This window comes from Blautia massiliensis (ex Liu et al. 2021), assembly GCF_052064225.1.
Classification (GTDB): Bacteria; Bacillota; Clostridia; order Lachnospirales; family Lachnospiraceae; genus Blautia_A; species Blautia_A fusiformis.
On record NZ_JBQHWA010000056.1, the window covers coordinates 1 to 11,622 of the forward strand.

Sequence of the window (11,622 nt, forward strand, 5' to 3'; positions counted from 1 at the left end):
GTCCAAAATCAGGGATATCAGTTTTGTGTAGATGTCTAAAAAATAGGCACTACACTAATTCAAAATGTCCTTGACAAGGGGTACAGTTTAATACAAATGACTGCAATACTCCCTAAATTCCTCTGCAAGAAAATCCGGCATCGTAATCACACGGATACTCTTTGGAGTTTTCGGCTGCGTGATCATATCCTTTCCTTTCAGTCTCTGATAAGATTTATTGATTGATATGGTTTTCTCTTCAAGATTGATGTCATTATAAGTAAGTGCAAGCAATTCACCGATACGCATTCCGGTCCAGTACAACAAAAGAAACGCCATTCTTGTCTCCGGCTTATCACTTACTGTTTCCAGAAAAGCATTGAACTCTTCCTGCATCCAGAAGTCCTTCGGTTCTCCTTTACTCTTGCCAATCGCTCCTGCCTTCCTGCAGGGATTATCCTGCAGGTTATAATACCGCATTGCATAATTGAAGATTGCAGTCAGCTGGCAGTTCACTGTTTTCAGATAAGTAGGAGAATATCCTTTTCCATTCTTATCCTTATACGTCAGCAACTCATTCTGCCATGCACGGACGTCTGCCACCGTAATTTCACTGAGAATCTTCTTTTCAAAATAAGGCTTGATTTTCAGGTCAATAATATATCGCTTCGTGTACATAGTGTTTTCTCTGAGACGGACATCCATATCTTTGTAATAAATCTCCAGAAAATTTCCAAATTCAATATCCACACCCTGGCTCTGCTGTTGCAGGAAATCTCTTTCCCATTCCTTAGCTTCACCCTTGGTCCTGAATCCTCTTTTCTGTTTTCTTTTCCGATTTCCCTGCCAGTCTTTGTAATAGACCTGTACTTTCCAGTTTTTTCCTTCTTTGTAAACCCCCATTGCTAATCCTCGACTTTCATGCCATAAATCTTTTCTGCCAGGAATTTCGTAGAGATTTTTCCAGCTACTACAATATAGCCTTTTGCCTTCAATTCTTTGTTGTATTCTCGCATCAGACTATATGCATAAGTTTTTGAAACTCCAAGAATTGCACACACATCATCCACATCCATATACATTTTTTCCTGCATCATACTCATACCGCTTTATCCTCCTTCAAATACTGCTCAACATGTTCCAGACCATAGATCTTGTCCTCTACATAGCGGGTTGGCACCCGACCGAGAATCACATAATAGTTCTTGCTTGCCAGATCGGCATTCATTCTTTCCACTACCCGGTAAGCAAACGAAACTGATAATCCAAAGAGTTCTGCAATGTCTTCCACTGATAAATACATTTTTCTCTTACGCATGAAACCATTCCTTTCCCTCTTCCTGTGGAATCTCACAAGTATCTTCTACTCCGTAGAAACGCTTCACAAAATACTTTGTCGGAACTTTTCCTCTAAGCGTCAGGTAGCCCTGTTCTTCCAGTTCCTTGTTCAGATTTCCGATGATTTCATAAGCCGATGTCTGTTTTACTTCCAGAAGTTCACATATATCGGCTGCCTTTAAAAATAATTTATTCTGCATAATCAGTACCTCCTGTGTTTTGAATATTTATCTCTTCATATACTCTGTACTGGCAGATGCAAAATCGGACATCATTTTCCGAAATTTATCAAATTTTCTTGTTTTTTAATTCTCCATCAGTGTGATTACTGTGTCATGGAGTTTAAGCTCATCGAAAGTAAAGAACCTTTCTGTGGTATCTGTTTTCTAAATGCAGGCAACAAAAAAACAGTCTGCCTTGACGAAAATCACTTCAATCAAAACAAACTGTTCTTCATATTTACTCTAATTTTATTTTATGAGAATAACCGATTTCACGAAATTTGCAGGTGAATCTGGAATATAAACAAGAGAAAAAAATAATTTTTAAACTCCATTTGCACTCCATTTGGTCTTTTCGACACCCCGCAAAGCCTTTATTTATGGGCTTTTCCGCGATTTTTCAAGCTACTCAAACTCGCAAATGAGTTTTTGTCACTATACAATTTTGTATAGGCGTTATGGTTCTATCTGGTTTTATATGTGTTCCACTATCCTTAGTCCACGGACTGTACTGAACGGTGTTATCAATTTGTTATCATATTTCTGTTATCAATCAAAAATTCTTGTAATATCCTGATACCGATTGATGACACGATAAATTTCTACATACTCGTTGCTTACCTTGTAGATAATCACATAATCTTCCCATATCGCATATTTATAGTCTGTCCGAAAGCTGACTCGCTTTGAAAGGTCTGAACCCATTCCCGGAAACATCTGGAGATTCTCAAATTTACCATAAATTTCCTTTATAGTCTTTGCGGCATATTCTTCACTATCTTCAGCGATGTAATCCCGGATATTCTTCAGGTCCTTTGCAACAATCGGGTTAATCCGTAATTTTAACATCTTATTCCCCCACAAGTGCCTTCAGTTCATCTAACTCCAGCCATCCCTCGCCGTCTTTCACTGCTTCTTCGGCTTCCTGCAGCTTCATTAAAAGCTTCTTTTCCGCACGATCACGTTCATAATCTTCAAAATCCATAACCACAAAACGTCCTCTACCATTCTTGGTAAGATATACAGGCTCGCCTTTATGGCAGTTCTTCAGGACTTCGTTATAATTTCTCAAATCAGATACTGGTAAAATACTTGCCATATTCTTTCAGCTCCTTCCTTGATTTTATATTGTTTCTGCTACTCATATTATACACAAAAAGCTGTAAAATTCAACGTGAATTTTTACAGCTTTCTATTATAACTATTCCTATTTTTTAATTCGACAAACTTGAAGTTGTAGGGGACAATACCTGATCAGCCTGCCTTGGCTTGTTTATAAAGGAGACCACTTTTGATCAGTAATAGCAGAAAAGCAACTATTATTGCATATGGTTCTTTCATCATTGCCAAAAACAAAACATCGATAACACTGCATCCTATAGACAATGCAGTAATCACCTTTTTGCCTTTTTCAAATTTGAAATAGACCATCAATATTTTCACAATCCCGATAATCGTTAAAGTGATGAACATTATCCAATAAATGGTAATAATCCATTTATTATTATCTACATACTCAAAAAGATTTACCGAATAGATATAACCATTGACCGGCTTGGGATACAGCGGAAGAAAAATAAGCATCAAAGAAAGCAAGTCAACAAATCCCCATAATAAGTCACATACACTATTGAGATTTGATTTGTTTTCTTTTTCTGCAATCAAAATCAACTGTTCTCCAGATAACAGATCATCAATCGACACAGAAAAATATCGAGATATTTCCTTTAATGAATCTATGCTCGGATATCCTCTTCCGGATTCCCATTTTGAAATTGCAGTTCTAGATACAAATAATGCCGCAGCCAGTTCTTCTTGTGTCATTCCCCGGCTTTTTCTTAATTCCTGAAGTTTTTCATGAAATTCCAAAACCTCCACCCCTTGCTCGTTTTATTTATTCTTTATTGACAGTATAACCGCTCCCTGATAAATAGAAAATAATCCAATGCTTAACAATACGCCACCTACAATATCCGTGAGCCAATGTACTCCCGAAATCAATCTGCCAATAACCATGAATGCCGAAAAAGCGATTGTTACAATCGTTATCACTTTTTTGACTGCAATGCTTGACAGCCTGCGCTGAGTCTGTTCGATCAAAGTCGGCATCACACACAATACCAATAGTGTAGTTGATGATGGATAAGATGCCTCCATTACTCCGTTAATTAAAATAGGTCTGTAATTGATTGGAATCATCTCAAAAAATATATATGCCAGGATCACGACAATATAATAAATACCCAGAATAATGATATCCGGATCCACCTTGAAAAGACTTCTTTTCTTAATCAACTGAACTAGTCCCACACCTGCAAAGATCAGGCATACTACGACAGGCACCAGCCCCATCCAATCAGTAATCGAATAAATCATCATGTGTACGCCTGTGAAGCGGTGAAACCAGCAATTGAGTGTTGCAAATCCAATATTCGTTCCGTTTTGACCATGAGGCTGCACATCTACCATCTGGATCAAAACTGTCCATAATACAAAAGTTGCAATGAATATTCCTCCAAATAGTAAATTCTTCATTCCGTTCTTTTTCATCATTCTACGTCCTTTCTATATGGGTTTGTCTTTTCGACACATTCACCTTATCAAAAAACATAAAATGATGATAGAATCGCTCGGTCACATACGTGATACGATTCGTATCATACCCGTAAATGCTTGTTTTTTCAGTATTTCCTTCTGATTATCTATCCCTGCAAATCCGGATTTATCTTTTAGCATTCTATCATGTTCTATTCTGAAATTCCACTCTTACATTTACAAAGAGTCGCCTTTCGGCAGCCCTCTTAACTTATATATAAACGATCTCTTTCAGTACAATTTTTTCAGCACTTGTTCTGATATTATTCATCAACCCGACCCACTTCATCTGATCCCGTATCTTCAATGTTTCTGTCACACTCTGTTCTTCTGCCATCTGCTTCATTAACATTTCGACCTGCTCTCTTGCATCCCGATCAATCTGATTCAGATGTTCAGTCAGCTTTCCAGTCAATAACAGGCACTGATATCTTGCTGGTCTATACTCTTTCAGATATTGTTTCCGCAACATTCCATATTTCCCATATGTCGGTTCTTCCTCATTCAGCACCAGACCCGGCAAATAGTAATCTCCATGCAAGGTATAGCTTAATCCGTTCTTTTCATCATAAATGTGTTTTTTCATGCACTTATATCTCCATTCCTCTGTTCTTTGTTTTATTTTTCTTACGCTGCTGATTCTCCATCTCGCTCTTTTTCGCACCCCATGCTAATCTTTCGTAAATGCTTCCTTTTGGCATTTGTTCCATCCGTCGTTTTTCTTCCAGTGCTTTCTGATTATGAATATCCTGCAGTACCGCAGCCTCCACAGTGTCTATTCCCATGACACGCACAACACGATCATATCTATCAGAAACACTTTGCAACATATTCTTTTCTTCTAATAATTTCTGATTGTCTTTACGCATATCATCCAACTCTTTCTGAACACTGTTATATGCCTGTTTTGTCTTCTGGTATTTATTTTTCCATTTCTCCACTTCTTTCGTAAGTTCTTTTACCTGGGCAGCCATTGCAGCAATCTTATTCTTCATTTGAATAAATAATGGTTTAACTTTTTTATCCCGATAGGTTCCTGCACGTTCCAATGCTCCTGCTTCCGGTAGAAGCGTTTTAACCGTCCCATATTCTTTTATTTCCTTACTGACATTATCTATGATCGGCTGTAACTGCTCCCGACGTTCTTCTAGGCTTTTTAATTCTATTTCTGCTTTCTCTGCCCGCTTTTCTGCAGCTTCTTTATCCCTGACCGCCTGTTCCTTATCTTCTTTCAAAAGCTGAATATCTGCCTTGGATTCTGCAATCTGTGCAGTCAGTCCCTCATTCTCTGCTGTCAGATACTCTTTTTCCTGCTCCAGAGCCTGAACTTCCTTCTTTCGTTCTTTTTTCTTGAAATTATAAACATCCAGATGTTCCTCATGGGTACCTTTCTGTTCCCATTCAATCCCATACTGCTTTGCAATATCTGCCAGCACTTCTTTTTCGTGGTTTATCCACTGATTTAATTCTGTGTCATGTTTATTTCCACCTTGAAATCCCAAACTTTTTAATGCCTGCTTCAGTGAAACTCTGATATCCATCCCTTTTCCTTTCCAACCAGTCACATAGGGAACAAAATCAATATGCAGATGTGGTGTAGCTTCATCCTGATGAAGATAACAGCAAAATACCCGGAGAGTTGGATTCCTTTTCTGAAAATCCTGCATATATTCATTCAACACCTTCACTGCCAGTTCTCCTTCTACTGTCCCTACAGCCATGTCTTCACAATTTCCAATCTGGAAAATGACCTCATGGAATAGTTTTTCCTGTTTTCCCTGCCGGATTTTTTCATAATAATTTGTAATCTGACGGTCTTTTCTTTTCCCCACATTGTATCGCTCCACAGAATCATCAAACAACTCTTTATAAACATCTTTCAGATTTTCATTCTGGTAACAAATATTCAAGTGTACTCTGTCCGGATCTACATTTTCTGCTATGAAATCCCTTCTGTTATGAGCCAGAGAACCAGCTCCGATCATACCGCTAATTGTTCTTTTCATGGTCATGCTTCTCACCTCCCCTTCTGAAACCAGTGCCAGACATGGCACATAAATTTGTATCTTCGCCAGTTATGGCGATAAAAAGAACTCTTCGCCGGATACGGCGGTTTTGTTACTTTTGTCAAAAGTAACGCAAAAGCACTTTCGACAGCCGTACCGTCCATCAAAAGTCCCCTTGCGCCCTGCCGGGGGCAAGACGTCCGGGGACGTCTGTTATGCACCGACCGAATCGGAGCGAAGACCTATTCCTCCCGTTGGTCGGTTTACTCCTGCGTTACTTGTATGACTGACTTATCCCGTTATTCTCGCCCGGACATATTCCAAATCTCCGCAGTATGGTGTCCCCACCAGATACCATTCCCTTGCCGGATTCATTTCCATTCTGGTCTTGACCCACTGATCGTCAACCAGCACTTCCAGCCCTTCTCCGCAGTGAAATCCTGTGTCAATCCATAAATCTGATGATAATAAACCGTATCTTCCGTTATTGCTGTTATAACCTAATCTTCCTTCTCTCATTGTGTCACTCTCCCTTCATTTATCGTTTTCCATAGGGAGCCCCGTTTCAGGTAATGTCATTAACTTAAGAAAATTTATAAAATAAAACAGAACAAAGTCTTGACAAATGTCAGAAAAAATGTGGCGAAGCCTCCTTGAATGAATACATTTTAGGAGGAATTGCTAATGAACTTTTACGCTGATTATGTCCGCAACAAACTCAACGCTGCCATTTCCAGCATGTCCAGTCAGATAGAAGATTACGTCAAAAATCCTGGGCATGATTTTACCAGAAATCGAAAGATGAACTTTACCTCGACAATAAACTTTCTACTTACTATGGAAGGTGGTTCACTTAACTCAGAATTACACAAATATTTTAATTATGATCTGAATCAAATAACCCGTTCTGGTTTCATAAAACAAAGGAACAAATTGAAACCAGATACCATGGAATATTTATTTCATAAATTTCATGAGCAGATATTATGTAACAAAAAATACCAAGGCTACCAGTTACTTGCCTGTGATGGTTCTGACTTGAATATATTTCGTGATCCACTAAATCCACACACGTATTTTGCTGGTAAAGAAGGAACTTTTGGTTTTAATCAACTGCATCTTAATGCCTTGTATGACCTCCAAAGCAGGCGATATGTCGATGCTCTGATTCAGGAGCCTTATGAAGAAAATGAATCCTCTGCCATGATTGAAATGATTAAAAAGCTGACTGCAAATCAGAAGACTATCATTATGGCAGATCGTGGATACGAAACTTATAACATTTTTGCAAATATTCAGGAACGTGGTCTCTTTTATCTAATCCGGATTAAAGATACCTCGAAAAAAGGCAGCATTTCTGGAAGCCTTTCTTTGCCGGTATCCTGTGAATTTGACGAAGAAATCGAACTGATTATGACCCGTAAACAAAAGTTTTATAAAACGAAAGGTTATAAATATCTCTCAAATTCATCGCCATTTGACTTTCTTGATTCTGAGAATTTGTTTTATACACTTCATCTCAGACTCACACAGTTTCAGCTGGAAAATGGAGTTTATGAATGTATAGCCAGCAACCTGGATAAAGAAGAATTCCCACCTGAAAAGATCAAGGAACTTTATCATATGCGATGGGGAATCGAAACTTCTTTCCGTGAGCTGAAATATACGATTGGCCTGACAAATCTTCACTCTAAAAATGTGGAATATATCTGTCAGGAAATTTACGCAAAACTGATCCTGTATAATTTTTGTGAAATTATTTCAGCAAATATCATACTGGAAGAAAGAAACCGTAAGTACACATACCAATTAAACTACACAATGGCAATTCAAATATGCAGGCATTATCTGCGCCAGACATTTGTAACGATAGATGTTGAAGGTCTGATTAAGAAAGAACTATCGCCCCAAAGACCACACCGACAATATCAGCGTCGAGTAATAAAGAAACGATGGGTTAGTTTCGCATACCGTATAGGATAAAAAATTATTCAAATGAATATAGCTGGCAAAAAGCAGACTTTTGGTTTGTTTATTTGTTATGCGTAAATCTTGTGATTTTTCAAGAAAGCTAATCTGAACACTTATTACAATAATCGAAATTTTCTTAAGTTAATGACATTACCGTTTCAGGGCATCCTTCACAGCCATCAAACCACCAACGCACTGTCGTTTTATCCACAACCTTCCGTCTTGCATCTTACCAGCTTTCTCCTTGTCTGCTATCTACAGGTGCGTGACACGCTCCTGTCATAGGACAGACAACAAGAACTGTTACCATCGAAAGCTTTCCGGTATTCCCCGCCTGTCCAGATATTCCTGACGGGACTTTTCCCGTTCTTCCTCTGTCGGAGCAGTTTTCGACTGTGTATATAACTGCCGGTTTGCCATACGCTCCACTTTCTCCATAAGCCCTTTGCAAATTTCCTCCGAACAGCTTTGATCTTCCATCAAATGATAGGAAACCAGCTGTCTAAACAAGGCAAATGGTATCTGTACATTTTTTATTTCCATGTTGTCTCCTTTCAAGGTGGCAAGATGCCCTGTTCTTAAGAAATAGTCATCTTGCCATCTTCCTTTTATTCTGGAAGCATCCAGAACCATTGATTTCCACGTTTCACCGAATCAATCTCCAGTTCCAGTTTTGCGTTCCGTAGGGTTTTCTTCTTAATTCCTCGTTTTTCCGCTTCTTCTTCAATCTTTTTCTGTGCCATGCCACCATCAGCCAATATTTCCAACAGAAACTCCTTTGCCTTCCGGCTTTTCTGACCTCTGCTGTCACCACTGAGCAGATCATCCGCACTAATGTCGTATTCCCCGATCCACTCGAATCCAGTATCCTTATCTAATCGGAATGCAATTGATTTCCCTTCCGGTGCAAGGGAACTTTTCACATGGCATACCACACGGATTTCCGGTTCATCTTTAATCCGCCCAACAATCAGCACACTTCTGGCTGCCGCCTGAAAATCAATCGAACCCAATCCACGGTAAGAAGATTTTCCGTTACTGTTTTTGTTCATATGCCCGATCAGAATGATTGCACAGTGGTATTTCTCTGCAAGCACTGCCACACGCTTCATTAACGGACGGATTTCATTTGCCCGGTGCATATCCACCTCTGCTCCAAGAAATCCCTGTATTGGATCTAAAACTACCAGACGGGCTTTTGTCTGTATGATAGCTTCTTCCAATCTGGCATCCATCATGGTCAATGCCCGATCGTTATCATCAATTACCATCACTCTGGAACAATCTGCACCAGCTGCAAGAAGTCGAGGCTTGATAGTATCGCCCAATCCATCTTCTGCAGTCTGATAAATAACATTCACAGGTTCTATCGGGCTTTCCACTGGATTCGCATCAGAGTCAACGTTCTTTTCTGCTCTATCCTTCTCGTCTGTTGCCTGTTGTTGCTCTGGAAGAATTTTTTCGCCTTTGGTCAACTTCGCAATAATCTGAAGTACCATCGTAGTCTTTCCTTCTCCCGGATCTCCCTGAATAATCGTTACTTTTCCAAAAGGAATAAACGGATAGAACAGCCATTCAATCTGCTCTACTTCCACTGATTCCATATTTATCAGCTTCAGATCCGACTCCGTCCTTTTTATTTCTGTTTTCTTTGTCTCTACTCTGTTCGTTTCCATCGTTCCTCCTTATTTTCCCGTTGAAAGGAAGTGGAGATTTTGATAGAATACTCGTAGAAAGTTTTTGGTGAGTATTCTACCAAATCTCTGCCTTTAGGTGTTTGCCGACACTTAAAGGCATTTTCTATTCTTCCTTCATGCCATCCATCGTCACTGTGATCAGCCGGATTACTTCCAGTAAATCCTCCGGCACATCATCACCCTTTTTCAAACGTTTCAGTTCATTCAGAACCTTTGCCAGTTCATTTTTCAACGCCTTATACACTCTCGGATTTCCTGTCACTACAACCTCTTTTTCCTGCAATCTTCGGATAATATAATCCTGTTTAGTCAGACCGGACAATTTAACCGCTGTTTCCAGAAGTTCATCCTCCTCCGGTGATACCCGAAAAGCTACCGTTTTATTTCTCCAACGCCCCTGTCTATCCAAACATTTAGCTGACATACGCAAGTCCTCCTTCCCTATCATTTGGTTCTTCATTCATGTTTTCTGCATCCAACTGGTCTGCCATATCCTGCTGTACGGACGGGAACAGATGCGCATATCGGTAAGTGATCTTTTCTGCTGAATGACCAACCCTTTTTCCGATTGCCAGTGCTGTATAGCCCATGTTAATCAGCAAAGAGACATGGCTGTGTCTGAGATCATGCACCCGGATTTTTTTCACACCGCTTGCTTTGCATCCTCTTTCCATTTCATGGTTCAGATAATACTTAGTTACAGGGAAAATACGGTCATCCGGCTGCAGGCTGTAATATAACTTCAAACAATCCTGCATTTCGTCACATAAGAACTTTGGCATAGTTACAGTACGGACACTGTTCTTTGTTTTCGGAGTGCTGATCACATCTTCTCCCTTTAAACGCTGATAGGATTTGTTGATCCGCAACGTTCTCTTCTGGAAATCGAAATCCGCAGGAGTTAAAGCCAAAAGCTCCCCGGATCTGATTCCGCACCAGTACAATAACTGGAACGCATAGTAGGAAAGTGGTTTATCCATCATTTCTTCTGAAAACTGTTTATACTCTGCCTTTGTCCAGAAGAGCATTTCCTTGCTTTCTTCTGAGCCGATTGTGCCAGCTTTCCTTGCCGGATTCATGCTAAGATCATAAAACTTGATCGCATGGTTGAAAATCGTACTCAACTGTCCATGGATTGTTTTCAGATAAGTAGGGGATAAAGGTTTTCCTTTCCTGCTTGTCAATTTGCGAAGCTCATTATGCCAGTCCAAAACATCCTTTGCGGTGATTTCTGACACCTTTCTTTTTCCCAGATAGGGTAAAATCTTGGACTTGATAATATTTTCCTTTGTAAGCCAGGTACTCTTTTTCAGCCTTGGTCTCACATCTTCCTCATATAATTTGCAGAAGCTCTCCAGTTCCATATCCATACTGGCTTTCTTCTGGAGTATGAACTGCTGCTCCCACTGTGCAGCTTCTCTTTTTGTTGCAAATCCTCTTTTGCATTTCTGCTTACGTTCGCCGGTCCAGTCCTGATACCGTACCATAACGTACCATGTGTTATTGCTTTCAGTCTTGTAAATTGCCATTCTTAATTCCTCCCATCGTTTGATCTCGTTCCGTAGAACTGTTCGTAAAAATACTTCCGGTCAACTTTTCCTGCAATTGTCTGGCATCCCATCGCCTGTAATTCCCTGTTCAGCCTTTTCATCAGCTTATAAGCGTAGGATTCCGATACTTCCAGAACTTCCATGACCTCTTTTACATTCATAAACATTTTACTCACTAAGACTTCCCATACCCCAAATGGGCTTCGCACCTTAAAAATTCAATATTTCAGCTAACAAAATAGCAATTTATGCCATCGCAGTCCCT

General features: G+C 39.7%; 16 protein-coding genes and 1 pseudogene. 1 reads left to right on the plus strand and 16 read right to left on the minus strand.

Features of this window, described 5'->3' with window-relative positions; all coding sequences use genetic code 11:
- Nucleotides 1-90: 90 nt before the first annotated feature.
- The 11 genes and pseudogenes from ACTNDQ_RS14800 to ACTNDQ_RS14850 all read right to left on the minus strand — a co-directional run.
- Nucleotides 91-882: pseudogene (locus tag ACTNDQ_RS14800) on the minus strand (Arm DNA-binding domain-containing protein); the annotation flags it as partial.
- A 2-nt stretch (nucleotides 883-884) separates the two neighbouring features.
- Nucleotides 885-1,082 (minus strand): hypothetical protein, encoded by a 198-nt coding sequence (locus ACTNDQ_RS14805; protein ID WP_024853999.1) that lies wholly within the window; start codon nucleotides 1,080-1,082, stop codon nucleotides 885-887.
- Nucleotides 1,079-1,297, minus strand: a complete 219-nt coding sequence (locus ACTNDQ_RS14810; protein ID WP_008393122.1) for a hypothetical protein — start codon at nucleotides 1,295-1,297, stop codon at nucleotides 1,079-1,081. Before ACTNDQ_RS14810 ends, ACTNDQ_RS14805 begins: the two co-directional genes overlap by 4 nt.
- Nucleotides 1,290-1,517 carry a hypothetical protein gene (locus ACTNDQ_RS14815; protein WP_008705329.1) on the minus strand — a complete coding sequence of 76 codons (228 nt, stop codon included), beginning with the start codon at nucleotides 1,515-1,517 and terminating at the stop codon, nucleotides 1,290-1,292. Before ACTNDQ_RS14815 ends, ACTNDQ_RS14810 begins: the two co-directional genes overlap by 8 nt.
- A gap of 570 nt (nucleotides 1,518-2,087) precedes the next feature.
- A complete protein-coding gene (locus ACTNDQ_RS14820; RefSeq protein ID WP_055262129.1) occupies nucleotides 2,088-2,387 on the minus strand; it encodes a type II toxin-antitoxin system RelE/ParE family toxin in 300 nt (99 codons plus the stop codon).
- Between the two features lies 1 nt (nucleotide 2,388).
- Entirely contained in the window at nucleotides 2,389-2,637 is a 249-nt protein-coding gene (locus ACTNDQ_RS14825; RefSeq protein ID WP_055262131.1) for a type II toxin-antitoxin system prevent-host-death family antitoxin, read from the minus strand.
- A gap of 155 nt (nucleotides 2,638-2,792) precedes the next feature.
- Nucleotides 2,793-3,407: a helix-turn-helix domain-containing protein gene (locus ACTNDQ_RS14830; RefSeq protein WP_055261444.1), complete on the minus strand. Its 615-nt coding sequence runs from the start codon at nucleotides 3,405-3,407 to the stop codon at nucleotides 2,793-2,795.
- Nucleotides 3,408-3,428: 21 nt separating this feature from the next.
- On the minus strand, nucleotides 3,429-4,091 hold the full coding sequence (locus ACTNDQ_RS14835) for a phosphatase PAP2 family protein (RefSeq protein WP_055261446.1): 663 nt from the start codon (nucleotides 4,089-4,091) through the stop codon (nucleotides 3,429-3,431).
- A gap of 253 nt (nucleotides 4,092-4,344) precedes the next feature.
- The gene (locus ACTNDQ_RS14840; RefSeq protein WP_055261448.1) at nucleotides 4,345-4,719 is read right to left on the minus strand and encodes a TnpV protein; all 375 of its coding nucleotides are present in this window, start codon (nucleotides 4,717-4,719) and stop codon (nucleotides 4,345-4,347) included.
- 4 nt (nucleotides 4,720-4,723) lie between these two features.
- The gene (locus ACTNDQ_RS14845) at nucleotides 4,724-6,139 is read right to left on the minus strand and encodes a plasmid recombination protein (protein ID WP_305144651.1); all 1,416 of its coding nucleotides are present in this window, start codon (nucleotides 6,137-6,139) and stop codon (nucleotides 4,724-4,726) included.
- 291 nt (nucleotides 6,140-6,430) lie between these two features.
- Nucleotides 6,431-6,658: a DUF5348 domain-containing protein gene (locus tag ACTNDQ_RS14850; RefSeq protein WP_022092901.1), complete on the minus strand. Its 228-nt coding sequence runs from the start codon at nucleotides 6,656-6,658 to the stop codon at nucleotides 6,431-6,433.
- A 165-nt stretch (nucleotides 6,659-6,823) separates the two neighbouring features.
- Here ACTNDQ_RS14850 and ACTNDQ_RS14855 point away from each other — a divergent pair, with 165 nt between their 5' ends.
- Entirely contained in the window at nucleotides 6,824-8,122 is a 1,299-nt protein-coding gene (locus ACTNDQ_RS14855; RefSeq protein ID WP_004074345.1) for an IS4 family transposase, read from the plus strand.
- Between the two features lie 291 nt (nucleotides 8,123-8,413).
- Here ACTNDQ_RS14855 and ACTNDQ_RS14860 read toward each other — a convergent pair whose 3' ends face one another.
- The 5 genes from ACTNDQ_RS14860 to ACTNDQ_RS14880 all read right to left on the minus strand — a co-directional run bounded on the left by ACTNDQ_RS14860 (nucleotide 8,414) and on the right by ACTNDQ_RS14880 (nucleotide 11,524).
- Nucleotides 8,414-8,647: a complexin-2 gene (locus ACTNDQ_RS14860; protein ID WP_427786934.1), complete on the minus strand. Its 234-nt coding sequence runs from the start codon at nucleotides 8,645-8,647 to the stop codon at nucleotides 8,414-8,416.
- A gap of 71 nt (nucleotides 8,648-8,718) precedes the next feature.
- Entirely contained in the window at nucleotides 8,719-9,786 is a 1,068-nt protein-coding gene (locus tag ACTNDQ_RS14865) for an AAA family ATPase (protein ID WP_022092900.1), read from the minus strand.
- Between the two features lie 124 nt (nucleotides 9,787-9,910).
- Nucleotides 9,911-10,231 carry a plasmid mobilization protein gene (locus ACTNDQ_RS14870; protein WP_022092899.1) on the minus strand — a complete coding sequence of 107 codons (321 nt, stop codon included), beginning with the start codon at nucleotides 10,229-10,231 and terminating at the stop codon, nucleotides 9,911-9,913.
- Complete coding sequence (locus ACTNDQ_RS14875) at nucleotides 10,221-11,336, minus strand: site-specific integrase (RefSeq protein WP_055261453.1); 1,116 nt, start codon at nucleotides 11,334-11,336, stop codon at nucleotides 10,221-10,223. Before ACTNDQ_RS14875 ends, ACTNDQ_RS14870 begins: the two co-directional genes overlap by 11 nt.
- Nucleotides 11,337-11,338: 2 nt before the next feature.
- On the minus strand, nucleotides 11,339-11,524 hold the full coding sequence (locus ACTNDQ_RS14880; RefSeq protein ID WP_441064950.1) for a DNA-binding protein: 186 nt from the start codon (nucleotides 11,522-11,524) through the stop codon (nucleotides 11,339-11,341).
- Between the last annotated feature and the right edge of the window lie 98 nt (nucleotides 11,525-11,622).

Excerpts from the sequence above, each read along its gene's own strand:
- ACTNDQ_RS14870 (WP_022092899.1), bottom strand. The coding sequence starts at position 10,231 with ATGTCAGCTAAATGTTTGGATAGACAGGGGCGTTGGAGAAATAAAACG.
- ACTNDQ_RS14825 (WP_055262131.1), bottom strand. The coding sequence starts at position 2,637 with ATGGCAAGTATTTTACCAGTATCTGATTTGAGAAATTATAACGAAGTC.
- ACTNDQ_RS14875 (WP_055261453.1), bottom strand. The coding sequence starts at position 11,336 with ATGGCAATTTACAAGACTGAAAGCAATAACACATGGTACGTTATGGTA.
- ACTNDQ_RS14805 (WP_024853999.1), bottom strand. The coding sequence starts at position 1,082 with ATGAGTATGATGCAGGAAAAAATGTATATGGATGTGGATGATGTGTGT.
- ACTNDQ_RS14815 (WP_008705329.1), bottom strand. The coding sequence starts at position 1,517 with ATGCAGAATAAATTATTTTTAAAGGCAGCCGATATATGTGAACTTCTG.
- ACTNDQ_RS14845 (WP_305144651.1), bottom strand. The coding sequence starts at position 6,139 with ATGAAAAGAACAATTAGCGGTATGATCGGAGCTGGTTCTCTGGCTCAT.
- ACTNDQ_RS14835 (WP_055261446.1), bottom strand. The coding sequence starts at position 4,091 with ATGATGAAAAAGAACGGAATGAAGAATTTACTATTTGGAGGAATATTC.
- ACTNDQ_RS14850 (WP_022092901.1), bottom strand. The coding sequence starts at position 6,658 with ATGAGAGAAGGAAGATTAGGTTATAACAGCAATAACGGAAGATACGGT.
- ACTNDQ_RS14820 (WP_055262129.1), bottom strand. The coding sequence starts at position 2,387 with ATGTTAAAATTACGGATTAACCCGATTGTTGCAAAGGACCTGAAGAAT.
- ACTNDQ_RS14810 (WP_008393122.1), bottom strand. The coding sequence starts at position 1,297 with ATGCGTAAGAGAAAAATGTATTTATCAGTGGAAGACATTGCAGAACTC.
- ACTNDQ_RS14840 (WP_055261448.1), bottom strand. The coding sequence starts at position 4,719 with ATGAAAAAACACATTTATGATGAAAAGAACGGATTAAGCTATACCTTG.
- ACTNDQ_RS14865 (WP_022092900.1), bottom strand. The coding sequence starts at position 9,786 with ATGGAAACGAACAGAGTAGAGACAAAGAAAACAGAAATAAAAAGGACG.
- ACTNDQ_RS14880 (WP_441064950.1), bottom strand. The coding sequence starts at position 11,524 with ATGTTTATGAATGTAAAAGAGGTCATGGAAGTTCTGGAAGTATCGGAA.
- ACTNDQ_RS14855 (WP_004074345.1), top strand. The coding sequence starts at position 6,824 with ATGAACTTTTACGCTGATTATGTCCGCAACAAACTCAACGCTGCCATT.